Source organism: Comamonas thiooxydans (genome assembly GCF_000964545.1).
GTDB classification, from domain to species: domain Bacteria; phylum Pseudomonadota; class Gammaproteobacteria; order Burkholderiales; family Burkholderiaceae_C; genus Comamonas; species Comamonas thiooxydans.
The window spans coordinates 62810-89564 of record NZ_BBVD01000007.1; the positions used below are offsets into that span (position 1 = coordinate 62810).

Below are 26755 nucleotides of genomic sequence, written 5' to 3' on the forward strand. Positions count from 1 at the left end.
AGAGAGCAAAAAAGATCTGGCAGCTCAATCCAGCTGCAGTTGGGCGGCTTGCACCACGGCGCGCCAGCGCGCGCGCTCGGCGTTGAAGAATTTGTCGGTTTCGGCGGGCGTCATCGTGACGACCTCGGCACCCTGGCCGGTCAGTCGGGAGCGGACCTCGGTGGAGCGGATGGCAGCGAGCAACACCTGGTTCACACGCTGCACCACGGCTTCAGGCGTCTTGGCGGGCAGCACCACGCCCTGCCAGGTGCCCGAGGCAAAACCCTGTGCGCCCTGCTCCGCCAGCGTCGGCACATCGGCGATCAGCGGCATGCGGGTGTTCTTGGAAATGCCCAGCAGCTTGAGCTTGCCGCTTTGCACATGCGGATAGGTAGCCAGCATGCCGTTCATCAGCACCTGGGTCTGGCCGGCTACCGTGTCCTGCACCGACTGCACGCCGCCCTTGTAGGGCACATACACCCATTTGGCGCCGGTGATGCGGGCCAGCTCCACGCCAGCCAGATGGGGGGCACTGCCCGATGCGGTGACGGCAAAGTTCAGGTCCTGCTTTTTGGACAGCTCCACCAGTTCCTTGAGATTGCCGGCCTGAACGGAGGGATGCACCACCAGCATATGGGGCGAATAGGCCAGCATGGCCGCACCGCGCAGCGCCTTGGAAGGGTCGAAGCTGAGCTTGGTATAGATGGAGGGAGAGATGGCCAGTGCACCGAGATCGCAGAGCAGCCAGGTATAGCCGTCGGCGGGTGCGCGGGCGACGAATTCAGCCCCCAGATTGCCATTGGCGCCGGGCTTGTTGTCGATCACCACGGTCTGCTTGAGCTCCTGGGAAATCAGCTGCCCGATGGAGCGCGCAATGATGTCGGAGCTGCCGCCGGGCGGATAGGGAACGACCAGACGGATGGGCTTGCTGGGCCAGGCATCAGCAGCCAGCAATGTGGACGACAGCAAACCGCCGGCCGCCAGGGCCAGCAGAGAGCGCAGAAAGTGCGAGCGTCGGACCATGGTGAAATGTCTCCTTGTTGTGGTCAGTTATCATACAACTAGGTTTTTTTGAACACCAAGACATTTTTTCTAAGGGTAAGCACGGGTCACCGCCGTTTACCAGGCTTCAACTGGCGCCACTCTCACCCATTAAATACGCTTCAAGCTGAATGCCATAGAGCGCTTGCAGCTATTATTTTTTGAATCATCGTAAAGGGCTCCGCGCAGCGGGGACACAGAGGCCGCAGCATGCCGCTGGCGCTGGCAGCCCGTTGCTGCGGTCAGGCGCTTTCCCACCCAAGCGCCTGGGCGCAGTGGGCTCAGGACTCTGCGCTCAGACTCAGACGCTGGGCCAGACGCAAACGCTCCCGTGAGTTGGTCAGATGGATGCGCATGGCGGCACGGGCCGAATCGGCGTCCTGGCGCACGATGGCGGCATAGATCTCCTCGTGCTCGCGGTTCACCCGGCGCAGATAGTCGGGATCGCGTGCCGGCGTATGCATGGAGGCAATGCGATTGCGCGGAATCAGCAGCGTTCCGAAGTGCTGCAGGATGTCCTGAAAATACCGGTTGCCTGTGGCCTGCGCGATGCTCAGATGAAAGGCCAGATCATGCTCGACGGTGTCGTGCCCCAGGGCGAAGTGATGCTCGAACGCCTGTAAAGCCTCGCTCATGACCTGCAGATGGGCTTCGCTGCGGCGCTGGGCTGCCAGACCGGCAGCCTCGGTCTCCAGACTGATGCGCAGCTCCAGCACAGCCAGCACATCGACGGACTCGCTGAGCTCGCGCGCGCTGAGCATGGGGCTTGCGCTCTGGCGCGCGGGCAGCACAAACGTGCCTATGCCATGGCGGGTCTCGACCAGCCCTGCAGCCTGCAATTTGGACAGCGCCTCACGCACCACGGTGCGGCTGACGTCATAGCTGCGCACGAGTTCGGACTCGGTGGGCAGCTTGTCCCCCTCATGCAGCAGGCCCTGGCGGATCTTGTGCTCGAACTCCTCGGACAACAGATTCGCCAGACTGCGGCTGCCCTTGCTGGTTTTGCTGCGCAGCGCGTACCCCTCCTTCAGCGGCAAAGACGGGGTTGATTGGGGTAATTCCGATGTCTGAGTACTCATGAGCCTGATGATAATGGCTTTCAGTTGTACGACAACATACCACAAAGCCTCCCTATTTCAACTTCGGTCCGCAGCTCCTGCGCCGCATCAGTCATCTCAAGATGAGCACTTCTCACCAGATCCGCCACATCCGCATCACGCCGATTGCCTTCCGTGATCCGCCGCTGCTCAACGCCGCCGGCATTCACGAGCCCTGGGCACTGCGCTCCATCATCGAGATCGAAACTGCTTCCGGTCTGGTCGGCATCAACGAGAGCTATGGCGACCAGCCCATGCTGGATGCTTTGGCCAAGGCCGCACCGGCCCTGGTCGGGCTCTCGCCCTGGGCCCTCAATGAAATGGAGGCCCGTGTCGCCGCCCTGGTCACTCCGCCCAAGCTCACGGCCTCGGAATTTCTAGGTCAGCAGGTCTCGCTGGCCCCTGGCACCCATGTCTCCAAGACCGTGGCCAAGGTGGTCAGCGCCTTCGAGGTCGCCATGCTGGACCTGCAGGGCCAGATGGCCCAGGCCCCTATCGTCGACCTGCTGGGCGGACCCGCACGCGACCGCGTGCCCTACTCGGCCTATCTGTTTTACAAATACGCCGAGCATGTGGGCCAGCCCTATGCACCCGACGCCTGGGGCGAGGCCCTGGCGCCGGCCCAGTTAGTGGCCCAGGCCCGGCGCATGATCGATCAGTACGGCTTCCAGAGCATCAAGCTCAAGGCCGGCACGCTGGCGCCCGAGCAGGAGGCCGCCGGCATACTGGCGCTGGCCGAGGCGTTCCCCGGCACACCGCTGCGCATCGACCCCAACGGCAACTGGACCGTGGAAACCAGCCTGAAGATCGTGCAGCAGTTGCGCGGCGTGCTTGAGTACTACGAGGACCCGGCCCCGGGCCTGGACGGCATGGCCGCCGTGGCACGCGAGTGCGATGTGCCACTGGCCACGAATATGGTGGTGACGGACTTTGCCGAGTTCCGCCGCAACGCCGACATGGGCTGCCCCGTGAAGATCGTACTCAGCGACCACCATTACTGGGGCGGCCTGCGCGCCACACAGCGCCTGTCCACGCTGTGCCGCACCTTCGATCTGGGCCTGTCCATGCACAGCAACTCCCACCTGGGCGTGAGCCTGGTGGCCATGACTCATCTGTGCGCCAGCGTGCCCCTGCTGACCTATGCCTGCGACACCCACTATCCATGGCAGGACGAGGAAGTCGTCGAAGGCGGTCGCCTGCAGTTCGAGCAGGGCAGCCTGCGCGTGCCCACCACGCCCGGCCTGGGCGTGACCCTGGATCGCGAAGCCCTGGCCCGCCTGCACGACAACTATCTGCACTGCGGCATCCGCAACCGCGACGACCTGGGCCAGATGCGCAAATACGACCCGGAATTCACCGGCAAGCAACCGCGCTTCTGAATTCCGACTCCTGCACAAAACAGACCGCACAAAGCAAGTATCCAGCCCAAGCCGAGCTGGTTCGATCGCCCCCCCTTTCCACAGCGCGAAAAGACGCTTTTCAACCGGAGACAACCATCATGCAACGCCGCACCCTGCTTCAATCCACCCTCGCCGCCAGCGCCCTGCTGCTGGGCACATCCCTTGTCGCCGCACCGGCCCTGGCACAGGGCAACTGGCCCACGGGCAAGCCCATCACCTATCTGGTGCCGTTCCCCCCCGGCGGCAATACCGACACCCTGGCGCGCGTGATTGCGCAGCCGCTGAGCAAGGCCCTGGGCACGCCCGTGGTCATCGAGAACAAGGGCGGCGCCGGCGGCAGCGTGGGTTCGGCCCTGGCGGCACGCGCCCCGGCCGACGGCTACACCATTCTGGGCGGCACCATCAGCTCGCACGCCATCAATGTCAGCCTGTACTCCAAGCTGGACTATGACCCCGTCAAGTCCTTCACGCCCGTCGCCATGCTCGGCTCCGGCCCTCTGGTTCTGGTGGTGCCTGCCTCCAGCCCCTACAAGACTCTGGCCGACGTGCTGGCCGGCAGCAAGGCCAAGGCCTCATCGGGCGGCCTGACCTCGGCCTCTCCGGGCAACGGCACCTCCAACCACATGGCGCTGGAACTGCTGGCCTACCAGACCGGCGTGAAGTTCACCCATGTGCCCTACAAGGGCAGCGGCCCCGCCGTGCAGGATGTCATGGGCGGACAGGTGGACATGATGTTCGACACTGCCCTGGTCGTCGGCCCGCACATCCAGTCCGGCAAGCTGCGCCCCATCGCCGTGAGCAGCTCCAAGCGCCTGGAATCGCTGCCCGATGTACCGACGATCGCCGAGGCCGGCGAGAAGGGTTTCGACATGGGCTCCTGGCAGGCCGTTTTCGCCCCTGCGGGAACGCCCAAGCCCATCGTGGACCGCCTGCATACCGAGATCCTGAAGATCGTGGCCACCCCCGAAGTCCAGGCCCGCCTCAAGAACTTCGGCATGCTGCCGTCGAACATGAGCACCGTCGAGCTGGCCGATTATCAGAAGGCCGAGGTGAGCAAGTGGGCCAAGGTGATCAAGTCTGCTGGAATAAAGGCTGAATAAGTAAGGCCCCCCTGAGCCGCTTCGCGGCTTCCCCCTCTCTAACTTGCTTCGCAAGGGAGGGGGACGACACCATCGCTGCGGGGCGGCCCTTGCTCGGTGTCCCTCGCCTTGGGCTGCGCCGTAGCCGTGCTGGCCCTCTAGAAAATTGAGACATTGCCATGAGTACCCCACTACCGCTTTCCATCACCATGCACGCAGCCGACAACGTGGCCATCGTGGCCAATGACGGCGGCCTGCCTGCGGGCACCGTGCTGCCGTCCGGCCTCACGCTGCTCGACAAGGTGCCGCAAGCGCACAAGGTGGCGCTGGTGGACATTCCCGAGGGCGGCGAGGTGCGCCGCTACAACGTGATCATCGGCTATGCGCTCAAGCCCATTGCCGCCGGCAGCTGGGTGCACGAGCGCTTGCTGCAGATGCCCGAGGCACACTCGCTTGAGGGCCTGCCCATCGCCACCGTCCAGCCGCCCGTGCTGGAGCCGCTGGCTGGCTATACCTTCGAGGGCTACCGCAATGCGGACGGCACGGTGGGCACGCGCAACATCCTGGCCATCACTACCACGGTGCAATGCGTGGCCGGGGTGCTCGACTTTGCCGTGCGCCGCATCAAGTCCGAGCTGCTGCCCCGATACCCCCATGTCGACGACGTGGTGGGCCTGGAGCACAGTTATGGCTGCGGCGTGGCCATTGATGCCGTGGGAGCCGAGATCCCGCAGCGCACGCTGCGCAATATCAGCCGCAACCCGAACTTCGGCGGCGAGGTCATGGTGGTCAGCCTGGGCTGCGAAAAGCTGCAGCCCGAGCGCCTGCTGCCGCCGGGCAGCTTTCCCATCGTCGACGAACGCGAACCAGCACTCGATGTGGTCTGCCTGCAGGACGAGGCCCATGTGGGCTTTATGTCCATGATCGACTCCATCATGCGCCAGGCCGAGCAGCACCTGCGCCGCCTCGACGCCCGCCGCCGCGAAACTGTACCCGCCAGCGCCCTGGTGGTAGGCGTGCAATGCGGGGGCAGCGATGCCTTCAGCGGCGTCACCGCCAACCCCGCCGTGGGCTTCTGTACCGACCTGCTGGTGCGCGCGGGCGCCACCGTGATGTTCAGCGAGGTGACCGAGGTGCGCGACGGCATCGACCAGCTCACCTCGCGCGCCGCAAGCCCCGAAGTGGCCGAAGCCATGATCGAGGAAATGGCCTGGTACGACGCCTATCTCGACAAGGGCCGCGTGGACCGCAGCGCCAACACCACGCCGGGCAATAAAAAAGGCGGATTGTCGAACATCGTCGAGAAGGCCATGGGCTCCATCATCAAGAGCGGCACGGCCCCCATCACCGGCGTGCTGTCGCCGGGCCAGCGGCTGGCCGATCGCGACATCAGCCAGGGCCTGGTCTATGCGGCCACGCCGGCCAGCGATTTCATCTGCGGCACGCTGCAGCTGGCGGCGGGAATGAACCTGCATGTCTTCACCACGGGCCGCGGCACGCCTTACGGTCTGGCACAGGTGCCGGTGATCAAGGTGGCCACGCGCAGCGACCTGGCGCGACGCTGGCACGATCTGATGGATATCAACGCCGGACGCATTGCCGACGGCGAGGCCACAATCGAAGACATAGGCTGGGAAATGTTCAGGCTGATGCTCGATGTCGCCAGCGGTCGCAAAAAGACCTGGGCCGAACATTGGCAGTTGCATAACGCGCTGGTGCTGTTCAACCCGGCCCCGGTGACCTGAAGCCGTACGGCGCCCTCACCTCTGAAACGCTTGCAAATCCAGAGCGCTTTGCGAAGCTTCTACCTGAGCTGCAGACAGAATCGCCGGAAACGCTGCCATGGCAGCGTTTCCGGTTTGCGCATGCGCCCTCAGGCCTGCATGGAGCCAGTCTTCAGATAGCGCTGATGCCAGGCATACGCCTGGTCGAGCAAATGCGGCGTGTGCTTTCCCGGTGCGTCGCGCAGCGCGCGCTCCAGATACTCGCTCATCGCCACCTTGTAATCGGGGTGCACGCATTTCTCGATGACCAGACGCGCGCGCTGCACCGGAGCCAGGCCGCGCAGATCGGCCAGGCCCTGCTCGGTCACGATGACCTGCACGTCGTGCTCGGTGTGATCGACATGGGAGACCATGGGCACGATACAGCTGATCTTGCCGTCCTTGGCCGTGGATGGCGTCATGAAGATGGACAGATAAGCGTTGCGTGCAAAGTCGCCGCTGCCGCCAATGCCGTTCATGATGGACGAGCCCATGACATGCGTGCTGTTGACGTTGCCGTACATATCGGCCTCGATCAGCGCGTTCATCGAAATCAAACCCATGCGGCGGATCAGCTCCGGGTGGTTCGATATCTCCTGCGGGCGCAGCATGATGCGCTGACGGTAGTAGTCGATGTTGGCCAGAAAGCGCTCCATGGCCGCCGGGCTCAGCGCCAGCGAGGTGGTCGACGCGGTATCTAGCTTGCCCGACTCCAGCATGTCCAGCATGCCGTCCTGCAGAACCTCGGTATAGGCGTTCAGGTGGTCGAACGGGCCCTTGTTCAGCCCCGCCAGCACGGCGTTGGCGATATTGCCAACGCCCGACTGCAGCGGCAGCAGCTCGGGCGGCAGGCGACCCGCCTTCACCTCGTGCTGCAAAAAGTCGATGATGTTCTCGGCAATGCGCATGGAGCCTTCATCGGGTGCCGTGAACGCCGCCAACCTGTCGCGCTGGGCAGTGGGCACCACGGCAATCACCTTGCTCGGATCGCAATGCAGATAGGGCTCGCCGATGCGGTCGAACGGATGCTCCATGGGTATGGGCTTGCGCTTTGGCGGCACGGCCGCGCCGTAGTAGATATCGTGCATGCCCTCGAGCTCGGCGGGCTGTGCGCTGTTGACCTCGAGAATGATCTTGTCGGCCTGCTCCAGCCAGGTCTTGTTGTTGCCCACCGAGGTCGACGGAATCAGGCGACCGTCGGGCAGGATGCCCGCCACTTCGATCACCGCCACGTCAAGATGACCGAGGAAGCCGAACCACACATGCTGCGCCACATGGGACAGATGGATGTCCACATACTGCATGCGGCCCTCGTTGATCTCCTTGCGCACTGTTGGGTCCGACTGATAGGGCAGACGGCGTTCGATGCCATGCACCTTGGCCAGTGCGCCATCGAGTTCGGGCGAGGTCGAGGCTCCCGTCCACAGACTGATGCGGAAGTTTCCGCCGTTGGCGTTGCGCTCTTCAATGCGGCGTGCCAGTGCCTGGGGCACAGCCTTGGGTGCACCTGCGGGTGTGAAACCGCTCATGCCCAGTGTCATGCCGGATTGAATCAGGCCGGCGGCCTGGTCCGCCGTCATGATGCGCTCGCGCAAGACAGGGCAAAGCACGCGATCTGCAGGAGAAGCGGTGGAAAAGGAAGTCTGCATGTAATGTGTCTCGTCTTGCCAGCCTTCTTGAAGAGGGATGGCATTTTTTTGTAGTTCAATGGTTGCACTTTGACTGGTGCAAACCCGGATTGAACTACGACACACAGGGAGTCGCCAAGCGTAGTTGACTAGAGAAAACCCCGATGTGCTTTCTTTAAAGAAGCCGTCGAAATTGAATTCACAACTCAAAAAAGTGAGCATTCATCGCTCAACGGATAAAGGATGAAAACTTGAAACCGCTGAAATCGACCACCATGGCAGAGTTGCCAGAATGCAGGCGGAAATTACAAAATATTTGCCTGTACTCACTGCCAGCAGACATAGGCTGACAAAACCACCATGGTTCAGCAACCAGAATTCGACACATGGCTTTTGATACCTCCGGCTGGCAGCACAAGCTGCGACGCCTCGCCCACCCCCTGCAACCGCTGATCGACTCCGTACAGCTCTGGCTGCAGGCCGACGGTCTGCGCATGAGTGCCGCCATGTCTTTCTACGGCATGCTGAGCCTGGCGCCGCTGTTGCTGGCCGTCGTGGGGCTGCTCGGCTGGTGGCTGGATCGCAGCTATGTGGAAAGCACCTTGATCAGCCAGATACAGAGCGTGGTCGGGGAGCGCGCAGCACAGGTCGTCAAGAGCGCTCTGGCCAGCGCCCAGAATGCCAATCAGGGCTCGCTCGCGTCCGTACTCGGTCTGGTGATGATGCTCTCGGGCGCCACCGGTGTATTTGTGGAGCTGCAGGCTTCGCTGGACAAGCTCTGGTCCATGGGCGAAGAGTCTCGCCCGCAGGAGAACAAGCCCTGGTGGAGCATGGCCATCTCACGTCTGTGGGGATTGAGCTATGTCGTGGGCCTGGGCTTTTTGCTGCTGGTGTCCATGGTGCTTTCGACCGCCATCCAGATGATCACCAAATGGGCCAATGACGAGCTGCAGCTTGTGCCGCTGGGCCCGCTGATGGGACTGATCAACGAAGGCCTGTCCTTCGGCATTGCGGTGCTGCTGTTCTGGGGCCTGATGCGCATGGGTACCGGCATCAAACCCGTCACCAGATACCTGCTGCTGGGCTCGCTGACGGGTGCCGCGCTGTTCACCATAGGCAAGCAGGCCCTGGCCTGGTATCTGTCCACCGCCGCCGTGGTATCGGCCTATGGCGCAGCCGGCTCGCTGGTGGTCGTGCTGATGTGGTTTTATTTCACCTCGGCCATCCTGCTGTTCTCGGCCGCCACGGCCAAGGCCTGCAGCAAATCCAAGGTCCAGCTGGGCATCCCGTTTGTCTCGCGCAAGCCATCCAGCGCCACCCCCATGGATGTGCAGCGTCTTCCCGAAAATGCAGGGGAGAACATATGAAGCCGCCGAGATCGACTGCCATACCTGGGCTCGCAACCATCTGCGCCATGTCGACAATGTAAAAAGGCCTGCTGATGCAGGCCTTTTGCTCGGGGCGAGGTGGAATCACTTTTCCACAAACGCACGCTCAATGACAAAGTCGCCGGGCGTGGTGGTGTTGCCTTCCTTGAAACCGCGCTTTTCCAGCAGCTCCTTGAGTTCGGACAGCATGGCGGGGCTGCCGCACAGCATGACGCGATCGGTCTCGGGATTCAGATCGGGAAGACCCAGGTTTTGCGGGAAGGTGCCGTTGTTGATCTGGGCGGAGATACGCCCTTGGTTGCGGAAGGGCTCGCGTGTCACCGTGGGGTAGTAGTGCAGCTTGCCCTTGACGATATCGCCAAGGAATTCGTGCTCGGGCAATTCCTTCTCGAACAGCTCCTGATAGGCCAGCTCCTGCACCTGACGCACGCCATGCACCACGACCACGTTGTCGAAACGCTCATAGGTCTCGGGGTCGCGCGCCACAGCCAGCCAGGGAGCCAGGCCGGTGCCCGTGCCGATCAGATACAGATTCTTGCCGGGCAGCAGATAGTCGATCAGCAGCGTGCCCGTGGGCTTCTTGCCCACGATGATGGTGTCACCCACCTGGATGTTCTGCAGCTTGGAGGTCAGAGGGCCTTCGGGTACCTTGATGGACAGGAACTCCAGATGCTCTTCGTAATTGGGACTGGCGATGGAGTAGGCGCGCAGCAGATTCTTGCCATCCACCTTCAGGCCGATCATGGTGAAGTGGCCGTTGGAAAAGCGCAGCGATGTGTCGCGGGTGGTGGTGAAGGAGAAAAGACGGTCGGTCCAGTGGTGGACGGACAGCACGCGTTCTTCAAGAAAAGCACTCATGATTCGTCTGAAATAAAAACTCTAAGCAGAAAACCTGCGCGGCAAATGCTGGGCGGTGGCGGGGCACTGCAGGTCAGGGCTGCTAGCGCGTTGGCTGCCGGTTGCCAAGCGGGACAAGACCTATATTGTCCGGCAATTGCACAGAAACGGGTGAATCACCCATCAATGTCTTGAGATCGAATAGTGATAAGCAGAATGAAGCTGTCCGATACCGCGGTATCGACGAAAAACTGCCCGCCGTTCTTGACTCAGGGAAAACGCTGCTCTAGGATCATTCCCCACGCGCTTTGAACAAGCGCTTTATTTGTCTATATAAATGCTCAGATTGAGCATTAGTAATTGCGGCGACCCTGTGTCTCAGGCCATGGTCGCCCACCTAGCATCGAGGAGAATGACAATGCAGTTGCGCTGGTCCCTGCCCCTGCTGACACTGGCCGCCCTGCCCGCCTGGGCACAGGGCGTGATCAAGATTGGCGAAATCAACAGCTACAAGGCCCAACCCGCGTTTCTGGAGCCCTACAAGAAGGGAATGGAGCTGGCGGTTGAACAGGTCAATGCCGCAGGCGGCATTGCCGGCAAGAAGCTGCAGCTCATCGTGCGCGACGACAACGCCACGCCGGGCGATGCCGTGCGTGCCGCCGAAGAGCTCTACACGCGCGAAAAGATCGATGTGCTCACGGGCAGTTTTCTCTCGCATGTGGGCCTGGCACTGACCGATTACGCCAAGCAGAAAAAGCGCTTCTTCCTCGCCTCCGAGCCGCTGACCGACAAGATCGTCTGGGCTGACGGCAATCACTACACCTACCGTCTGCGCGGCTCCACCTATATGCAGACCGCCATGCTGGTGGAGGAAGCGCTCAAGCTCAAGAAGAAGCGCTGGGCCATCGTCTACCCCAACTACGAATACGGCCAGTCCGCGGTTGCCACCTTCAAGACGCTGATGAAGGCCAAGCAGCCCGATATCGAGTTTGTGGCCGAGCAGGCACCTGCGCTGGGCAAGATCGACGCCGGCTCCGTCGTGCAGGCGCTTGCTGACGCCAAGCCCGATGCCATCTTCAACGTGCTGTTCGCCACCGACCTGGGCAAGTTCGTGCGCGAAGGCAATACACGCGGCCTGTTCAAGGGTCGTGAAGTCGTGGGCCTGCTGACGGCAGAACCCGAATACCTGGATCCGCTCAAGAAGGAAGCGCCTATCGGCTGGACCGTGACCGGCTACCCCTGGTATTCCATCAACACCCCCGAGCACGCAGCCTTCCTCAAGGCCTATCAGGCCAGGTTCAAGGACTACCCGCGTCTGGGCACCATCGTGGGCTACAACGCCATCCAGTCGATTGCTGCGGGCCTGCGCAAGACCAAGGGCGATCCCGACACCGAGAAACTGATTGCGGCCTTCAAGGGCCTGGAAGTCGCCACGCCTTTCGGCCCCATCACCTACCGGGCACAGGACAACCAGTCCACCATGGGCGCCTATATCGGCAAAACCGCCTATGACGAGAAGCTGGGGCGCGGCGTGCTGGTCAACTACCACTATGCCGACGGCAAGAACTACCAGCCCACGGACGAGGAAGTGAAGAAGCTGCGCCCCGCGACAGCGAACTGATTTCGCATCGGCGAAAATACCAGGCCACCTGCACTGCAGCAGGTGGCTTTTTCATCTCTGAACACACTATGTCGAGCTTCAGGAGCTACGCAGCATGAGTGCATCCGGCCTGCTGGCCCAGTTGCTCAACGGACTGGCCAGCGCATCGTCGCTGTTTCTGGTTTCGGTCGGGCTGTCGCTGATCTTCGGTGTCACCCGCACCATCAACTTCGCCCATGGCTCGTTCTATATGCTGGGCGCCTTCATCGCCTACAGCAGCGTGGACCGGCTCTCGCCCCATATCGGCTTCTGGCCAGCGCTGCTGCTGGCTCCGCTGGCCTGCGGCGCACTGGGGGCGCTGACCGAGACACTGCTTCTGCGTCGCATCTACAAGGCGCCAGAGCTGTTTCAGCTGCTGGCCACGTTTGCGCTGGTACTGGTCATCAAGGATGCTGCGCTGTGGCTGTGGGGCCCCGAGGAACTGTTCGGCCCGCGTGCCGCAGGGCTTGAAGGCTCGGTGGAGATTCTGGGCCGCCAGTTCCCCACTTACGATCTTTTCTTGATAGCGGTCGGTCCCTGCGTACTTTTGGGCCTGACGCTTCTGTTGACCAGGACCCGCTTTGGCACCCTGGTGCGTGCCGCCACGCAGGACCGCGAAATGGTGGGCGCCCTTGGCGTCAACCAGGCCTGGCTGTTCACCGCCGTCTTCGCACTGGGTACGCTGCTGGCAGGCCTGGGCGGAGCGCTGCAGCTGCCGCGCGAGCCTGCGAGCCTCGAGATGGACATGCTCACCATTGGCGCCGCGTTTGTGGTGGTCGTGGTCGGCGGCATGGGCAGCATACCTGGCGCCTTCATTGCCGCGTTGCTGGTGGCAGAGCTCAAAGCCGTCTGCATCTGGCTGGGCATGCAGGAGATCGCGGGTCTTGAGCTGTCGTTCTCCAAGCTCACGCTGGTGGTGGAGTTCCTGGTCATGGCCGTGGTGCTGATCTGGCGGCCCTGGGGCCTGCTGGGCAAGCCACAGGCGCTGGCACGCAGCGCTGGCGAGCCCGAACAACCGCTACATCCTGCTGGCCGTGGAGCAGCAGCCGCATGGCTGGGCCTGCTGACCCTGCTGGTGCTGCTGCCGCTGATGGCCAGCGACGTCGAAGGCGGCAGCTACGCCACCGTGCTGCTGGCCGACATCTTTGTCGCCGCACTGTTCGCGAGCAGTCTGCACTTCATACTCGGGCCCGGCGGCATGCACTCCTTCGGTCATGCGGCCTACTTTGGCCTCGGTGCCTACGGTGCGGCACTACTGGTGCGTACGCTGGATCTGCCCATGGAAGCGGCGCTGCTGCTCGGCCCCCTGGCCGCCGCTGCGGGCGCCCTGCTCTATGGCTGGTTCTGCGTGCGGCTGTCGGGCGTCTATCTGACCATGCTGACGCTGGCGTTTGCGCAGATCAGCTGGGCCATCGTCTTTCAGTGGGATGACTTCACGGGCGGCAGCAACGGCCTGACCGGCGTCTGGCCCCCCGAATGGGCATCGCAGGGCCCGGCGTTCTACTGGCTGGCTCTGGGCATCTGCGCGCTTGGCATCTATCTGCTGCGCCGCCTGCTGTTTTCGCCGCTGGGCTATGCGCTGCGCGCATCGCGCGACTCGGCGCTGCGGGCCGATGCGATCGGCATCGACGTGCGACGCATTCAGTGGACGGCATTCGTGATCGCCGGGCTGTTTGCCGGTCTGGCCGGAGCGCTGTTTGCCTTCAGCAAGGGCGGCGTTGCGCCCGACGCCATGTCGGTCACCAAATCGGTGGATGCACTGGTCATGGTGCTGCTGGGCGGCGTGCAGACACTGGCCGGCCCCGTGGTGGGCGCGGCCGCCTTTACCTGGCTGCACGACACCGTGGCACGCAACACCGAATACTGGCGCGCGCTGATGGGGGCGACCATGCTGATTCTGGTGCTGCTGGCACCGCAGGGCATTGCAGGCTATGCGCAGCTGCTGTGGTCGCGCACATGTGGCAAGGTATGCGCCAAGGACAAAGCAGGAGCAAGGACATGAAGCTGCTGCAGGTACAGAACGTCAGCAAGGCCTTTGGCGGCGTGAAGGCCGTGCAGCAGGTCTCATTCAGCCTGCAGGCCGGCGAGCTGCTGGCCCTGATCGGCCCCAACGGTGCCGGCAAGAGCACCACCTTCAATATGGTCGGCGGCCAGTTGCCGCCCGACAGCGGCCAGGTGCTGCTCAACGGCCAGAGCATCACCGGCCTGCCGCCGCGCGCCATCTGGCGCAAGGGCGTGGGACGCACCTTCCAGATTGCACAGACTTTTGCCTCGCTCAGCGTGGTGGAAAACGTGCAGATGGCTTTGCTGTCGGCCGATCGCAGGATCTTCAGCTGGTGGCCGCGTGCCGCCAGCCACCGGCGTACCGACGCCCTGGCACTGCTGGAGCAGGTGGGCATGGCGGCTCAGGCCGATCGAGCCTGCAGCACTCTGGCCTATGGCGATGTGAAGCGAGTGGAGCTGGCCATGGCGCTGGCCCATGATCCGCTGCTGCTGCTCATGGACGAACCCACGGCCGGCATGGCCCCGGGCGAGCGTGTCGCGTTGATGCAGCTGACGCGCCAGATTGCGCAGCAGCGCCGCATGGGCGTGCTGTTTACCGAGCACAGCATGGACGTGGTTTTCGGTCAGGCCGATCGCGTGGCCGTGCTGGTGCGCGGCCAGTTGCTGGCCGAAGGTACGCCGCAAGCCATTCGCGACGATGCGCGCGTGCAGCAGGCCTACCTCGGTACCGGCCTCGTTCTTGAAAAACAGCAATGAATCAAATGCATAGCAACCAGCGCTTGATGGATAAAAGCAAGAGCCCCAAATTGCTTGAAGTCCAGAACCTCAACGCCTGGTATGGCGCGGCCCATATCCTGCATCAGGTATCTCTGTCCGTGGGGCGCGGCGAGGTCGTGGCGCTGATGGGGCGCAATGGCGCGGGCAAGTCCACCACGCTCAAAAGCATTGCTGCTCTGGTGCCGCGCCGCGAGGGCAGTATCCGCTTCATGGGTGAGGCGATGGAAAAAAAGGCCTCGCACCAGATCGCGCAGCGCGGCCTGGGCTATGTGCCCGAGGATCGCCGCATCTTCACCGAACTGACGGTGCTGGAAAACCTCGAGGTCGGCAAGCAAAAGCCTCGCCGCTGGCCCGATGGCCAGGCCGTTCCGCACTGGACGCCCGAAAAACTGTTTGCGCTTTTCCCCAACCTGGGCGAGATGCCTGACCGCCTGGGCGGGCGCATGAGCGGTGGCGAGCAGCAGATGCTGAGCGTGGCCCGCACGCTGATGGGCCAGCCCTGTCTGGTGCTGCTGGACGAGCCCTCCGAGGGGGTTGCTCCGCTGATCGTCGAGCAGATGGCGCGCACGATTCTGGAGCTGAAGGCGCAGGGCATAGGAATCTTGCTCAGCGAGCAGAACCTGCCGTTTGCCGAGGTCGTGGCCGACCGGGCCTATGTACTGGAAAAGGGCCAGATCGTGCACGCAGCCAGCATGGCCGAACTGGCCAGCGATGTGACAATTCGCCAGAAATATCTGGGTATTTGAAGCGAGAGAGATGCGTTGATGAGTGGCCTGCAAATTGTGTACGTTCTGACCAACCCTGCCATGCCGGGGCTAGTCAAAATTGGAAGAACCACGCTGGAAGAAGTTGATGGACGAATGAAGCAGTTGTTCAGCACCGGGGTTCCCGTGCCGTTTGATTGCGCTTTTGCCTGCCGTGTGCCCAATTCCCTGGAAGTGGAAAAAGCACTTCACCATGCGTTCGGCAATGTACGCATCAACACCAATCGGGAATTCTTTCGCATTGAGCCCGACCGCGTCATTTCCATTCTCAAACTGCTGCATGTAGAAGATGCCACGCAAGAGGTCGAAAGCGTGATCGAAGCCGATGCCACCAAGGCGGACTTGCAAGCAGCTGAAAGTATGAAGAAGCGCCGCCCACGCTTGGACTTCACCGAGCTTCAGATCCCTATCGGCAGCGTTCTCATTCACAAGAATGGCGATGCCCAAGTCACCGTGCAAGGAGCCAAAACAGTGCTGCATGAAGGTCAGGAATGCTCCTTGACCTCTGCAACACGCAAAGTGCACGGGCTTCACGACGGCTACTCCCTGCAGCCTTCGCCGTTCTGGTCTTTCAACGGAAAAACCGTACAGGAAATTTACGAAGACTGGTATGCCGAATTGGAGGCTGAGTAGGTGCCCTCCAACGGCTGTCTTACTCCACCACCACCGGACTGAACTCCGGTGGCGCGCCGAAGTAGGCGCGCGGCGACGGCGGCTGCGCGCCATCGATATCCTGCACGCCGTACTCGCTGGCCAGCTCGGCCGTATAGAACACGCCGCCGGAGCGCTGCTCCAGACAGTCGGCATCGCCATGCAAGGCCAGTACCACCCGACCTATGAATTGCGGCGTTTCGGCGCTGTCGAAGCTGTCGCCGTACTTGTCGGGCTCGGCCGCGCAGACGCGTTCGGAGCGCTCGGTCCTGACCAGTCCGGGCCAGAGCGAAACCACACTCACGCCGGCAGGCTTGAAATCGTGGGCCATGTCGAATCTCATCTTGTCCGTGCCGGCCTTGCCCGCGCCATAAGCCGGCCCATGCATATAGCAGCGGCTGCCTGCCGACGAGATATTGACCACCAGGCCACGCGCCGCGATCAGCAGGCCGGCCGCGCAATGACTGGCCACGTAGGTGGAACGCAGACCCACATCGAGCAGCCCGGTCATCTCCAGCGGCTTCTGCCAGAAGGGGCCGGGAACGGTCAGCGCATCGGGAATCGCAATCGCACAATTGACCAGAATGTCGAGCCGACCATGCTCGCAACGCACACGCTCGAACAGCGCCGCCACCTGGACATCATCGCCATGGTCACAGGCCACGGCAATGCCGTGGCCGCCGGCTGCCGTCACATCGGCAGCTGTTCTGCCTACCGTGCCCGGCAGCGGCGAGTCGCCCTCCTTCACGCTGCGCCCCGTCACATAGACAGTTGCACCCGACGCACCCAGCGCCAGCGCCACACCCCGGCCCACGCCACGACTGGCCCCCGTCACCACACATACCAAAGCCTGGTTCATGCTCTTTCCTTTGTGTCTTGAAGCAGCATGAATCTGGAGCAAACCGCAGCGCCCGGCAACGTCTGATAAGACTATGTCTTGCGATGCATGCGCTGCTGTGCTCGGGCGTGACGAGCCAATGTCTGCTGTGCCATGTGGAGCACCGGCGCATCGACCATGCGGCCGTCCAGAACACAGACACCGCCGCCGGCCTCGGCCAGTGCCAGGCTCAGGCGCTGCGCCTGGGTCACTGCAGCGGTGTCGGGGTCGAAGACAGCGTGCAGCGGCTGCACCTGGGCCGGGTGAATGCACAGCTTGCCGCCAAAGCCCATGCGCCTGGCGCGCGTCGCGTCCAGTGCCAGGCGCTCGGGGTTGAACATGTCTACGGTCACGCCGTCCACGACCGCGCCAATGCCGGCGCGGCGCGAGGCCAGGACCAGGGCCATGCGCACGGGCAGCAGCTCCTCTTCGTCCTGGCCGCAGGCCATGCCTGCATCGACCTGGAAGTCCAGATGGCCGAAGGCCAGCCGCACCACCTGAGGAGCGGCAGCCAGAGCAGCAGCGGCGTCCAGTCCGGCCACGCTCTCGATCAGAGGCAGCAAGGCCGCCTGCGCTCCAGCAGCCCGGGCCACCGCATGCAGGGTCTGGGCACGCTCTGCCTTGGAAACCACTGCACCGGCCACGCCCATCTCCACCAGTTGCGCCAGCGCACGCAGGTCCTCGGCATGCCAGGGTGTTCCTTCCGCGTTGATGCGCACCAGCAGGCGTGCGCGCTGCGCGCCTTCCAGCGCTTCCACGGCCTGGGCCAGCGCCTGGCGCGCGCCCTCCTTGTCGGCCGGTGCCACGGCGTCCTCCCAGTCGGCGATCACCATGTCGGCACCGCTGCCCATGGCCTTTCCAAGGCGCTCGGGGCGCGTGGCAGGAATGAAAAGAAAGGAGGTGGCCTGTCGTGCCAGATCGTGCATGCGTATGTCCTTGCGGGAGTGCTTATTCGGCCGAGACGCCGGCCGCCTTGATGACCTTGTCCCAGCGCGCGACCTCGGCCTGCAGGTGGGTGCGCAGGCCTTCGGGCGTGGCCTTCTCAGGCGTCACCAGGTCAGAGCTGAGTTCGGCAATTCGCTTCTTGACGTTCTCGTCCTTGATGGCCACGTTCAGCGCCTTGTTGATGGCCATGACCACCTCCCTGGGCGTACCCTTGGGCGCGTACATGCCGTGCCAGACCTTGACGTCAAAGCCCTTGAGGCCCTGCTCGTCCAGCGTCGGAATGCTGGGCAGGGACGACAGACGCTTGGGCGTGGTCACGCCGAAGACCTTGGCTCGCTGGCCGTCCTTGATCACGGGCACGGTCTGGGTGGTCTGGTCGCACAGCAAGTCCACCTGACCGCCCATGAGGTCGTTCATGGCCGGGCCCGCGCCCTTGTAGGGCACGGTGGTGAGCTTGACGCCCGCCTGGTGCATGAACAGCATGCCGCACAACTGGGACACGGCACCGATGCCAGCATTGGCCAGAGAGACCTTGTCCTGGTTCTTCCTCACGTAGTCCAGCAGCTCGGCGAAGTTGCTGGCCGGGAAGTCCTTGCGCGACAGCAGGGTCATGGGGACGTCCAGCACCTGACCGATGTACTCGAAGTCCTTGAGCGGGTCGTAGGGCAGCTTTTTGTACAGCGCCGGCGCCGTGGCCATGCCCATGTGGTGGATGAGGATGGTGTAGCCGTCCGCCTTGGCCTTGGCTACGCGGGCCGGTGCGATGGTGCCGCCCGCTCCCACGGTGTTTTCCACCAGCACGCTCTGGCCCAGCACCTGTCCCATGGGGATGGCCAGCAGGCGCGCCACCACGTCGGTAGGTCCGCCCGCACTGTAGGGAACGACAAGGACAACCGGCTTCTCCGGCCAGGAACTGGCTTGGGCGCCGGCGCATGCCGCCAGCGCGCAGGCGGCGGCCGCTGCGTGAACAAGGCGGCGGCGGAAAGGGTTTGTGCTTTGCATGGTTTGTCTCCTGTGCACTTTGGTGGAAGCGGGAGGCGCTCTGTGACGGCGCCTTTCCCTTGGATCCGCCGGCCGGGACCGGCGGGAAAACTCAGTCCAGCAGATGCCGCACACGCGGCCATTGCGCGACCTGCCACAGCCGCTGCACGACCGCCTTGGCAGGCGCGTCCTGCAACACCCCGCCATAGGCAATCAGCCGCAGCGCCTTGGCCGTGATTTCCTCGCGCGACAGCGTGTTGCCGGGGTCACCCTTGGGTTCGTCGACACGGCCCTTGAGCAAACGGCCATCCGTGGTCTGCACGCTGACCTTGCCTATCCAACGCCGGGGATAGGCCGCGTCGACCTCGGCATCAAGCTCCATGCTCACCTTGTCGCGCAGTTCCACGGTTTCCTGTGCCAGATAGTCGCGGTCGAACTCCGTCAGCCCAGCGTGGCCGTGACGCGCCGCCAGCGCCAGCACGGTGCCCATGGAGAACTTGCTCTGGTGCACGGTGCTCGGCCTGACCACGGGGCCGAGTACATCGATGGCGCCCTGGTGCACATGGCAGGTGACCTGGGCCAGGTCGACGGGCGCCAGGCCGTGCTGCTGCATGACCTGCAGCAGCGCATCGGCGGCCGGGTGGGTGTGGCGGCATGAGGCATGCCACTTGAACGAGGTCTCGGCCGTGGCCCAGCGTGTGCCCAGCCCGTCGCTGAGCCGTGCCGGGTCGGCATCCGTGGACATGCCTGCCGCCAGTCCCTGCGGCCCCGTGAAGATGTCCTGCGCGCCTGTGAAGCCGTCCTGCGCCAGGAAGGCGGCCGTCAGTCCTGCTGAGGCAGCATGCGCCGTGTGCAGCTGCTTGCTGTCGGCGCCTGTGCGCAGAAACTCCCACAGCCCCGCCGACTGCGTGCCGGCCGAGCCGAAGGCATGCTGCATCTGCTCGGGCGTCAGCTTGAGCAAACGGCCCACGGCGGCAGCCGCCGCCAGCGTGCCGGCCGTGGCCGTAGTGTGGAAGATGCGGTAGTGGCTGCGGCCCAGAAACTCGCCCACCCGGATGCCGACCTCATAGCCGGCCACGCAGGCCTGCATGAGCTCGACGCCGCTGGCACCAAGGCTCTGCGCCACGGCCAGTGCGGGCGGGAAGACCACGGCGGCAGGATGGAACACCGAGCCGTTGTGCACATCGTCCTGCTCGGCCACATGCGAAGCAGCGGCATTGGCCTGGGTCGCCATCAGCGGGGAACTGGTGGCGGCACTGCCCAGTATCTCGCAAGGGCCCGCGGCAGGTCCCTGCGACAGAGCAAAGCGCGTGATGCTCTGCACGGGGCGCGCGTTCTGGCCGGCGAGAGCGGAGCCGAACCAGTCCACCCACAGATCCTCGGCGCGGCGCTGCACCTGCAGTGGGACATCCTCCCAGCACAGCGTGGCCGCGAACCGGGCCAGCGGATGAATGCTCACTTGGGTCTCGTTCTTCATGGAATCACTCCCGCGCATACTCTGCGCACAGCTTTCACAGAGTTGCTTCTTCGGCGTACAGAGCACGGATGCGCTTGCCCGACCAGCCCAGCTCGGCCAGGATGGCCTCGCTGTGCTCGCCTACGGACGGGACGGCGTCCATGCGATAGTCAAAGGCGCTGTTGGCGCCGGGCGGCAGCAGTGCCTGCACCGGCCCGGCCGGCGTTCCCACACTGCACCATCGCTGGCGCGCGGCCAGTTGCGGATGGGCCCACAGGCCGGCCATGTCGTTGACTCGCGCATTGGCAATGCCGGCCGCGTCCAGCCGCTGCACGACCTGGGCGGCATCCAGCGCGTTGAACACATCCAGGATCAGCGCTCGCAGCTCCTCGCGGTTGGCGTTGCGCTGCGCATTGCTGTCGAAACGAGCATCACTGGCCAGCGCAGGCTGCAGCAGCACCTGCTCGCAGAAAAGCTTCCATTCGCGCTCGTTCTGCAGGCCCAGCATCACCGTGCCGCCGTCGCCCGCCTCGAAGGGGCCATAGGGGTAGATGCTGGCATGCGATGCGCCCGTGCGCGGCGGCGGTGGCGCGCCGTCCCAGGCGTAGTACATGGGGTAACCCATCCACTCGCCCAGCGCCTCCAGCATGGAGACGTCGATATGGCTGCCCTCGCCCGTACGGCCTCGCAGCAGCAGGGCAGAAAGAACATTGGTATAGGCGTACATCCCGGCCGCGATGTCGGCCACCGAGATGCCGGCCTTGGACGGAACCTGCTCCGTGCCCGTGACCGATAGAAACCCCGCCTCGCTCTGGATCAGCAGGTCGTAGGCCTTCTTGTCGCGGTAGGGACCGTCGGCGCCATAGCCGCTGATGTCGCAGACGATGAGCCTGGGGTTGTGGGCCTTCAGCACCTCCCAGGACAGACCCATGCGCGCGGCCGCGCCGGGCGCCAGGTTCTGCACCAGCACGTCGGCGCCTTCGAGCAGTTGCATCAGAGCCTCCAGTGCGTCGGGCCGCTTGAGATCGAGCGCCAGGCTTTGCTTGCTGCGGTTGATCCAGGTGAAGTGCGAGGACTGGCCGTTGACGCGCGGGTCGTAGCCACGCGCAAAGTCGCCGCTTCCCGGACGTTCCACCTTGATCACGCGCGCCCCCAGATCGGCGAGCTGGCGGGTGCAGAAAGGCGCAGCCACCGCATGTTCCAGCGAAACGACGGTGATGCCGTCGAGGGGTCGTTTTTTTTCAGTCATGTCGGTCTTCCATAGCGCAGTCCAAGGCACGCCGGGCATGGCCCACCTCAGAGACAACAAGCAAGGGCCTGGGCCGGCCGCGCCGCCCCGCAGCGAGGCTGTCGTCCCCCTGCCCGCGCACAGCGCGAGAGCGGGGGGAAGGCGCGCAGCGCCTCAGGGGGGTGTCGCACATCAAAACGAGCGGGGCAGCCCGAGGATGTGCTCGGCCACATAGGAATAGATCAGGTTGGTGGAGATCGGCGCCACCTGATAGAGGCGGGTTTCGCGGAACTTGCGCTCCACGTCGTACTCGCAGGCAAAGCCGAAGCCACCGTGGAACTGGATGCAGGCATTGGCGGCCTCCCAGCTGGCTTTGGCCGCGAGATACTTGGCCATATTGGCCTGAGCACCCATGGCCTGGTTCGCATCGAACAGCTCGCAGGCCTTCCAGCGCATGAGATTGGCGGCCTCGACCTCGATGAAGGCATCGGCGATCGGGAACTGCACGCCCTGGTTCTGGCCGATGGGACGGCCGAACACCTGGCGGTCCTTCACGTAATTCGTCACACGGTCCAGGAACCAGTAGCCGTCGCCTATGCACTCGGCCGCGATCAGCGTGCGCTCGGCGTTCAGGCCGTCGAGGATGTACTTGAAGCCCTTTCCTTCCTCGCCAATCAGGTTCTCCTCGGGAATTTCCAGATCCTCGAAGAACAGCTCGTTGGTCTCGTGGTTGACCATATTGAGGATGGGGCGCACGGTCATTCCCTTCTTCTCGGCCTCGCGCAGATCGACCATGAAGATGGACATGCCCTCGCTTTTCTTCTTCACTTCTGCCAGCGGCGTGGTGCGCGCCAGCAAGATCATGAAGTCGCTGTGCTGGATGCGGCTGATCCAGACCTTCTGGCCGTTGATCACATAGCGCCCGTCCTTTTTCACGGCGCTAGTCTTGATCTTGGTGGTGTCCGTGCCCGTGGTGGGCTCTGTGACACCCATGGACTGCAGCCGCCATTCGCCCGAGGCGATGCGCGGCAGGTATTTCTCCTTCTGCGCAGGCGAGCCATGGCGCAGCAGTGTGCCCATGTTGTACATCTGGCCGTGGCAGGCGCCCGAGTTGCCGCCGCAGCGGTTGATTTCCTCCATGATGACGCTGGCCTCGGTCAGGCCCAGGCCGCTGCCGCCGTACTCCTGCGGAATCAGCGCGGCCAGCCAGCCTGCCTGCGTGAGCGCGTTGACGAAGGCTTCGGGGTAGACGCGCTGCTCGTCGATCTTGCGGAAATACTCGTCGGGAAACTCCGCACACAGCGCACGGATGGCATCGCGGATCTCATGGTGGTTGTTGGAGCTGGTGTGTTCGATCATTTCAAGCCTTCTGGCGACAAACGCTTGTCCAGCAAGCGCTATCAGCTATGGGTTTCAGTCTTCAAGCCACTGTGGCCGTGGCCTGCATGGTCAGAAGCCCTTCGTGGTCCTGCGCCCACAGGTCGATGGTCCTGCCGTCCTCGCGCGGCTTTCCGTGCACGCTGAAAGGATGCAGGTCGAAGGTCGGTCGCAAGGCCTTGAAGTCGAACGCGACCACCCTGGCGCCCTGCACCTGGCGGCGCAGCAGATCGAGCAGCAGCGTGGCAATCAGCGGACCATGCACGATCAGGCCCGGGTAGCCCTCGACCTGGGTCACGTACCGGCGGTCGTAGTGGATGCGGTGGCCGTTGAAGGTCAGCGCCGAGTAGCGAAACAGCAGAACGTCATCGGGCACGATGGTGCGCGACCAGGCAGCCTGGCCCGCGAGCGGCGGCTGCTGCGGTGGCGGCACCGGGTCGCCGCGCCTTGCAGCGGCCCGGTAGACGATGTCGTGCTCTTCAGTCAGCGCCAGACCGTCCTGGTTCGAGAACCGGTGTTCCACCAGCACGAACAGCAACTCGCCCGAGCGTCCGGTCTTGTGCTGCACGCTGCGGATGGTGGAGACGCGCTGCACTTGCTGCCCCACACGCAGCGGATTGCCCGCTTCCCAGCGCAGCCGCCCGCCCGCCCACATGCGGCGCGGCAGCGGCACGGGCGGCAGAAAGCCGCCGCGCCTCGCATGCCCGTCGGGACCTATCTCGCTCTGGCGCGCATGCTGCAGAAAGTACAGCCAGTGCCATAGCGCTGGCACGGCTGAGCCATCCTCAGGCGCGGGGTCGTCACGGTCCAGCGTGGCCGAGAGGGCACGCAGCGGGGCGGCGGTGATGATGTCGGACATGGTCTCGCTGCGCGCCTGCCAAGACTGGAGCTTGGTCAGCGCGGCTGCGTCGATCTGGACAGTGTTCGGGTTCATGGATGGAAGTGCTGGAAGGGATTCAGTTCACCGTGGCGCCGGAGGTCTTCACGATATGCGCCCATTTGGCGATGTCCTGCTTGAGGACGGCAGCCAGCTCGTCGGGCGTGACTTGACGCTCTGGCGTGCCCGCAAGCTCCACGCCCTGGGCCTGCAACTGGGCGCGCATGTCCTTGTCCGCCATGGCCTGCTGCATGCCTTCGCGCAGCCGGCTCATCACCGCAGGCGGCAGGCCGCGCGGCGCGAACAGGGCAATCCACAGCGTGCCGTTGTAGCCAGGCACGAACTCACCCAGCGAGGGCACGTCAGGCAGCAAGGGCGAGCGCGCTGCACTGCTGACCGCCAGTGCCCGACTTGATGTACTGCAGCGTGGACGGCAGGCTGCCGAACAGCAGCGGTAGCTGCCCGCCCAGCACATCGTTAAGTGCCGGCGCCACGCCCTTGTAGGGGACATGCTGCAGCTGCACGCCGGCCATCTGGTTAAGCATCTCGCCCAGCAGGTGGTTGAGCGTACCGTTGCCTGCCGATGCATATTGCAATTCACCGGGCTTGGACCTGGCCAGGGCCAGCAACTCGGGAACAGTCCGGGCAGGAAATGATGGATGCGCCAGCAGCACATTGGGCACGGCGCCGATCATGCTCACCGGCGTGAAGTCGCCCACCGGATCGAAGCCCGGCGACTTGTAGAGTGCGGGATTGATGGCCTGGCTGCTGCTGATGGTCATCAGCAATGTATGGCCGTCCCTGGCGGCCTTGGCCACGGCCTGGGTACCGATGTTGCCACCCGCACCGGGACGGTTCTCGACCACCGTGCCCACGGACAGCTTCTCGCCCAGTTTCTGCGCCACGATACGGCCCACGATGTCATTGGTTCCGCCCGCTGCCTGGGGCACCACCAGCACGATGGGGCGGGCGGGATAGGAGGTCTGCGCCCAGGTCGGCAGGCCCAGAGTCAGCAGGGCGCCGGCGCAGAGGCTGCGGCGCGATACCGCTGGAGTGGAGGGCGGGGCTGATCGGACTGGCACGGCGACTGTCTCCTCTTTTGGGGTTGATAGCCCTATGCTCGCTGGCGCCAGCTCTGTGCACAATCTCTGATATTGGAATCAAGCCTTTTGTTTTTCCGAAGCCTTGACTTGATTGGCATAAACCATGAGCCGCCATGCAATTCGATCTCAAGGATTTAAGACTCTTTGTTTTGATAGCACAGACAGGAAGCCTGACAAGGGCTTCTGAACAATCTCACCTATCGCTTGCAGCCACCAGCGCACGTGTCAAGGCACTGGAGGAGCAGGCCGGCATGCCTTTGCTGATACGAGAGGCTAGAGGGGTAAAACTGTCGGCACCCGGCGAGGCCTTTTTGCACCATGCGCGCGCCATGCTGCAGCATTCGCAGCAATTGCAAGCCGACCTGCAGGAGTACGGCGCGGGCCTGCGCGGCCATGTGCGCGTATTCGCCAACACCACGGCCGTGACGGAGTTCATGCCCGACATACTTGCGGCCTACCTCACCCAGCACCCGCACATCAGCGTGGATCTGCAGGAGCGCCCCAATGCCGGCATTGCCGCCGACATCCGCGACGGCCGCGCCGACCTGGGCATCGTGGCTGGCGAGGTGGACACGCACGGCCTGCGCGTGCTGCATTTCAGCACCGACCGGCTGGTGCTGGTGACCCCCGACACAGCGCGCTGGGCGGACATGAGCAGCGTGGCCTTTGCCGATGTGCTGCACGAGCGCTTTGTGGGCATGCACCGTGGCAGCACGCTGCAGACCTTTCTGGAGCGGCTGAGCCAGCAACTGGGCACCACGCTGAAGCTGCGCATACAGTTGTCCAGCTTCGACTCGATGTGCCGCATGGTCGCGGCAGGCGTTGGCGTGGCCGTGGTTCCCGAGACCGTGGCCCAGCGCTACCGCGGCCTGCCGCGCGTCTGCCGCGTGCCGCTGACCGACGCCTGGGCAGTGCGCCCCCGCTATATGTTGGTGCGCGAGGAACAGCAGGTATCGGTCCAGCTGCAGGAACTGATGGACGCCATCGCTGCCTACCATGAGCACGGCGAGAGCAACGTGACGCAGAGCGAATCTGGCCGCTAGAACGACGCCGCGGCGAGCACGCGTGATCGCAGCCGCGGCAGGTCGATGACGGTGATGCCGCCGTATTCGATCTCTATCAGGCCGGCCGCCGCCAGGCGCCGCAGCGCTGCGTTGCAGCGCTGGCGCGACAGGCCAGAGAGGTTGGCGATCTCCTCCTGGGACACCCGCAGGCGCGGGTCGCTTCCCGGATGCAGCCAGGTGTGGAACAGGCCTACCAGTGCACGCGCCACCTGACTGTCGGTATCGAGCAGATGGTGGGCCGCAAAGTTGCCCAGGAACCAGTGCATGCGCTCGTTGATCTGACGCAGCAAAAAGGCTTCAAAGCTGCGCTCGCTGCCGCGCAGCCATTCAAAGACCTCGGCAGGCATCAAGGCCACGCGGCTGTCTCGCAGAGCGATCACGTCCGCCGTGCGCGCCACTCCGCGCAGCACCGTTCCCTCGCCGAACCAGCTGCCCACCGACAGACCTCCCAGCGTGACCGAGCGACCGTCGGCGCTGCTCACCGACCATTTGAGCAGCCCTTCGATGGCGCCATACCAGTGCCGAGGCGCATCTCCCATACGGCACAGCGCAGTGCCCGCGGGCAGGTCCACCTCGCGCATCTCGGCACGCACGCGTTCGCGCACGGCAACGTCGAGCGCGGGAAACCAGGCCGAGCCAGACAGCAGTTCATCGAGGGTGGGACGGGCCGCGGCCGTTGAGCGGTGATGGCGGGCGATGGTGAAGCTCCTTGCGTACTTACCCCGAGGTCAAATGTCATCGCAACGACTGATTCGTGCAGGGGTGAAAAAAATAATAGCTGACGACCCAACCCCACGCAT

22 protein-coding genes and 1 pseudogene are annotated in these 26755 nt (G+C 63.9%); 10 read left to right on the top strand and 13 right to left on the bottom strand.

Features of this window, described 5'->3' with window-relative positions; translation table 11 throughout:
• Window positions 1-24: 24 nt before the first annotated feature.
• A complete protein-coding gene (locus tag Cth01_RS11045) occupies window positions 25-1002 on the bottom strand; it encodes a Bug family tripartite tricarboxylate transporter substrate binding protein (RefSeq protein WP_034351486.1) in 978 nt (325 codons plus the stop codon).
• A gap of 299 nt (window positions 1003-1301) precedes the next feature.
• Window positions 1302-2057 carry a FadR/GntR family transcriptional regulator gene (locus Cth01_RS11050; RefSeq protein ID WP_082085652.1) on the bottom strand — a complete coding sequence of 252 codons (756 nt, stop codon included), beginning with the start codon at window positions 2055-2057 and terminating at the stop codon, window positions 1302-1304.
• A gap of 143 nt (window positions 2058-2200) precedes the next feature.
• Between Cth01_RS11050 and Cth01_RS11055 the strand changes: the two genes are divergently transcribed.
• The 3 genes from Cth01_RS11055 (at window position 2201) to garD (ending at window position 6341) form a co-directional block, all read left to right on the top strand.
• The gene (locus Cth01_RS11055; protein ID WP_045839230.1) at window positions 2201-3496 is read left to right on the top strand and encodes a glucarate dehydratase family protein; all 1296 of its coding nucleotides are present in this window, start codon (window positions 2201-2203) and stop codon (window positions 3494-3496) included.
• A 119-nt stretch (window positions 3497-3615) separates the two neighbouring features.
• A complete protein-coding gene (locus tag Cth01_RS11060; protein ID WP_034406932.1) occupies window positions 3616-4617 on the top strand; it encodes a Bug family tripartite tricarboxylate transporter substrate binding protein in 1002 nt (333 codons plus the stop codon).
• 158 nt (window positions 4618-4775) lie between these two features.
• Window positions 4776-6341 carry a galactarate dehydratase gene (gene garD / locus Cth01_RS11065; RefSeq protein WP_045839231.1) on the top strand — a complete coding sequence of 522 codons (1566 nt, stop codon included), beginning with the start codon at window positions 4776-4778 and terminating at the stop codon, window positions 6339-6341.
• 128 nt (window positions 6342-6469) lie between these two features.
• On the opposite strand, the gene scpC is transcribed toward garD, so the two are convergent.
• Entirely contained in the window at window positions 6470-8008 is a 1539-nt protein-coding gene (gene scpC / locus Cth01_RS11070; RefSeq protein WP_045839232.1) for a succinyl-CoA:acetate CoA-transferase ScpC, read from the bottom strand.
• A 365-nt stretch (window positions 8009-8373) separates the two neighbouring features.
• Here scpC and Cth01_RS11075 point away from each other — a divergent pair, with 365 nt between their 5' ends.
• Complete coding sequence (locus Cth01_RS11075; RefSeq protein WP_012836717.1) at window positions 8374-9354, top strand: YihY/virulence factor BrkB family protein; 981 nt, start codon at window positions 8374-8376, stop codon at window positions 9352-9354.
• 105 nt (window positions 9355-9459) lie between these two features.
• On the opposite strand, the gene Cth01_RS11080 is transcribed toward Cth01_RS11075, so the two are convergent.
• A complete protein-coding gene (locus Cth01_RS11080; RefSeq protein ID WP_003059561.1) occupies window positions 9460-10233 on the bottom strand; it encodes a ferredoxin--NADP reductase in 774 nt (257 codons plus the stop codon).
• Between the two features lie 397 nt (window positions 10234-10630).
• On the opposite strand from Cth01_RS11080, the gene Cth01_RS11085 reads away from it, so the two are divergent.
• The 5 genes from Cth01_RS11085 (at window position 10631) to Cth01_RS11105 (ending at window position 16029) form a co-directional block, all read left to right on the top strand.
• On the top strand, window positions 10631-11833 hold the full coding sequence (locus tag Cth01_RS11085) for an ABC transporter substrate-binding protein (RefSeq protein WP_034382852.1): 1203 nt from the start codon (window positions 10631-10633) through the stop codon (window positions 11831-11833).
• Between the two features lie 94 nt (window positions 11834-11927).
• Complete coding sequence (locus tag Cth01_RS11090) at window positions 11928-13853, top strand: ABC transporter permease (protein WP_034382851.1); 1926 nt, start codon at window positions 11928-11930, stop codon at window positions 13851-13853.
• The gene (locus tag Cth01_RS11095) at window positions 13850-14611 is read left to right on the top strand and encodes an ABC transporter ATP-binding protein (protein ID WP_045839233.1); all 762 of its coding nucleotides are present in this window, start codon (window positions 13850-13852) and stop codon (window positions 14609-14611) included. Before Cth01_RS11090 ends, Cth01_RS11095 begins: the two co-directional genes overlap by 4 nt.
• On the top strand, window positions 14608-15378 hold the full coding sequence (locus tag Cth01_RS11100) for an ABC transporter ATP-binding protein (protein ID WP_045839234.1): 771 nt from the start codon (window positions 14608-14610) through the stop codon (window positions 15376-15378). Before Cth01_RS11095 ends, Cth01_RS11100 begins: the two co-directional genes overlap by 4 nt.
• Window positions 15379-15396: 18 nt before the next feature.
• Window positions 15397-16029 carry a GIY-YIG nuclease family protein gene (locus Cth01_RS11105; RefSeq protein ID WP_045839235.1) on the top strand — a complete coding sequence of 211 codons (633 nt, stop codon included), beginning with the start codon at window positions 15397-15399 and terminating at the stop codon, window positions 16027-16029.
• A gap of 19 nt (window positions 16030-16048) precedes the next feature.
• Here Cth01_RS11105 and Cth01_RS11110 read toward each other — a convergent pair whose 3' ends face one another.
• The 8 genes and pseudogenes from Cth01_RS11110 to Cth01_RS11145 form a co-directional block, all read right to left on the bottom strand.
• Window positions 16049-16906: an SDR family NAD(P)-dependent oxidoreductase gene (locus tag Cth01_RS11110; RefSeq protein WP_045839236.1), complete on the bottom strand. Its 858-nt coding sequence runs from the start codon at window positions 16904-16906 to the stop codon at window positions 16049-16051.
• A 71-nt stretch (window positions 16907-16977) separates the two neighbouring features.
• Window positions 16978-17850, bottom strand: a complete 873-nt coding sequence (locus Cth01_RS11115; RefSeq protein WP_045839237.1) for an HpcH/HpaI aldolase/citrate lyase family protein — start codon at window positions 17848-17850, stop codon at window positions 16978-16980.
• A 22-nt stretch (window positions 17851-17872) separates the two neighbouring features.
• Window positions 17873-18871: a tripartite tricarboxylate transporter substrate binding protein BugD gene (locus Cth01_RS11120; protein WP_034351468.1), complete on the bottom strand. Its 999-nt coding sequence runs from the start codon at window positions 18869-18871 to the stop codon at window positions 17873-17875.
• Window positions 18872-18962: 91 nt separating this feature from the next.
• Window positions 18963-20327, bottom strand: coding sequence for an MmgE/PrpD family protein (locus Cth01_RS11125; protein WP_034393314.1), 1365 nt, complete (start codon window positions 20325-20327; stop codon window positions 18963-18965).
• 34 nt (window positions 20328-20361) lie between these two features.
• Window positions 20362-21555, bottom strand: a complete 1194-nt coding sequence (locus Cth01_RS11130) for a CaiB/BaiF CoA transferase family protein (RefSeq protein ID WP_034382835.1) — start codon at window positions 21553-21555, stop codon at window positions 20362-20364.
• Between the two features lie 171 nt (window positions 21556-21726).
• Window positions 21727-22893, bottom strand: coding sequence for an acyl-CoA dehydrogenase family protein (locus Cth01_RS11135; RefSeq protein ID WP_034406895.1), 1167 nt, complete (start codon window positions 22891-22893; stop codon window positions 21727-21729).
• A 61-nt stretch (window positions 22894-22954) separates the two neighbouring features.
• A complete protein-coding gene (locus Cth01_RS11140) occupies window positions 22955-23845 on the bottom strand; it encodes an HTD2 family dehydratase (RefSeq protein ID WP_034382831.1) in 891 nt (296 codons plus the stop codon).
• A gap of 22 nt (window positions 23846-23867) precedes the next feature.
• Window positions 23868-24870 (bottom strand): annotated as a pseudogene (locus Cth01_RS11145) (Bug family tripartite tricarboxylate transporter substrate binding protein).
• Window positions 24871-25004: 134 nt separating this feature from the next.
• On the opposite strand from Cth01_RS11145, the gene Cth01_RS11150 reads away from it, so the two are divergent.
• Window positions 25005-25934 (top strand): LysR substrate-binding domain-containing protein, encoded by a 930-nt coding sequence (locus tag Cth01_RS11150; RefSeq protein ID WP_012836702.1) that lies wholly within the window; start codon window positions 25005-25007, stop codon window positions 25932-25934.
• Here the strand turns inward: Cth01_RS11150 and Cth01_RS11155 are convergent.
• On the bottom strand, window positions 25931-26653 hold the full coding sequence (locus tag Cth01_RS11155) for a Crp/Fnr family transcriptional regulator (RefSeq protein WP_045839238.1): 723 nt from the start codon (window positions 26651-26653) through the stop codon (window positions 25931-25933). The genes Cth01_RS11150 and Cth01_RS11155 overlap by 4 nt on opposite strands.
• Window positions 26654-26755 lie beyond the last annotated feature (102 nt).

What these genes read in the sequence shown, in the direction of transcription:
- Cth01_RS11115 (WP_045839237.1), bottom strand. Translation starts at nt 17,850, where the DNA reads ATGCACGATCTGGCACGACAGGCCACCTCCTTTCTTTTCATTCCTGCC.
- Cth01_RS11080 (WP_003059561.1), bottom strand. Translation starts at nt 10,233, where the DNA reads ATGAGTGCTTTTCTTGAAGAACGCGTGCTGTCCGTCCACCACTGGACC.
- Cth01_RS11150 (WP_012836702.1), top strand. Translation starts at nt 25,005, where the DNA reads ATGCAATTCGATCTCAAGGATTTAAGACTCTTTGTTTTGATAGCACAG.
- Cth01_RS11095 (WP_045839233.1), top strand. Translation starts at nt 13,850, where the DNA reads ATGAAGCTGCTGCAGGTACAGAACGTCAGCAAGGCCTTTGGCGGCGTG.
- scpC (WP_045839232.1), bottom strand. Translation starts at nt 8,008, where the DNA reads ATGCAGACTTCCTTTTCCACCGCTTCTCCTGCAGATCGCGTGCTTTGC.
- Cth01_RS11055 (WP_045839230.1), top strand. Translation starts at nt 2,201, where the DNA reads ATGAGCACTTCTCACCAGATCCGCCACATCCGCATCACGCCGATTGCC.
- garD (WP_045839231.1), top strand. Translation starts at nt 4,776, where the DNA reads ATGAGTACCCCACTACCGCTTTCCATCACCATGCACGCAGCCGACAAC.
- Cth01_RS11100 (WP_045839234.1), top strand. Translation starts at nt 14,608, where the DNA reads ATGAATCAAATGCATAGCAACCAGCGCTTGATGGATAAAAGCAAGAGC.
- Cth01_RS11120 (WP_034351468.1), bottom strand. Translation starts at nt 18,871, where the DNA reads ATGCAAAGCACAAACCCTTTCCGCCGCCGCCTTGTTCACGCAGCGGCC.
- Cth01_RS11075 (WP_012836717.1), top strand. Translation starts at nt 8,374, where the DNA reads ATGGCTTTTGATACCTCCGGCTGGCAGCACAAGCTGCGACGCCTCGCC.
- Cth01_RS11045 (WP_034351486.1), bottom strand. Translation starts at nt 1,002, where the DNA reads ATGGTCCGACGCTCGCACTTTCTGCGCTCTCTGCTGGCCCTGGCGGCC.
- Cth01_RS11130 (WP_034382835.1), bottom strand. Translation starts at nt 21,555, where the DNA reads ATGACTGAAAAAAAACGACCCCTCGACGGCATCACCGTCGTTTCGCTG.
- Cth01_RS11125 (WP_034393314.1), bottom strand. Translation starts at nt 20,327, where the DNA reads ATGAAGAACGAGACCCAAGTGAGCATTCATCCGCTGGCCCGGTTCGCG.
- Cth01_RS11085 (WP_034382852.1), top strand. Translation starts at nt 10,631, where the DNA reads ATGCAGTTGCGCTGGTCCCTGCCCCTGCTGACACTGGCCGCCCTGCCC.
- Cth01_RS11110 (WP_045839236.1), bottom strand. Translation starts at nt 16,906, where the DNA reads ATGAACCAGGCTTTGGTATGTGTGGTGACGGGGGCCAGTCGTGGCGTG.
- Cth01_RS11140 (WP_034382831.1), bottom strand. Translation starts at nt 23,845, where the DNA reads ATGAACCCGAACACTGTCCAGATCGACGCAGCCGCGCTGACCAAGCTC.
- Cth01_RS11060 (WP_034406932.1), top strand. Translation starts at nt 3,616, where the DNA reads ATGCAACGCCGCACCCTGCTTCAATCCACCCTCGCCGCCAGCGCCCTG.
- Cth01_RS11090 (WP_034382851.1), top strand. Translation starts at nt 11,928, where the DNA reads ATGAGTGCATCCGGCCTGCTGGCCCAGTTGCTCAACGGACTGGCCAGC.
- Cth01_RS11105 (WP_045839235.1), top strand. Translation starts at nt 15,397, where the DNA reads ATGAGTGGCCTGCAAATTGTGTACGTTCTGACCAACCCTGCCATGCCG.
- Cth01_RS11135 (WP_034406895.1), bottom strand. Translation starts at nt 22,893, where the DNA reads ATGATCGAACACACCAGCTCCAACAACCACCATGAGATCCGCGATGCC.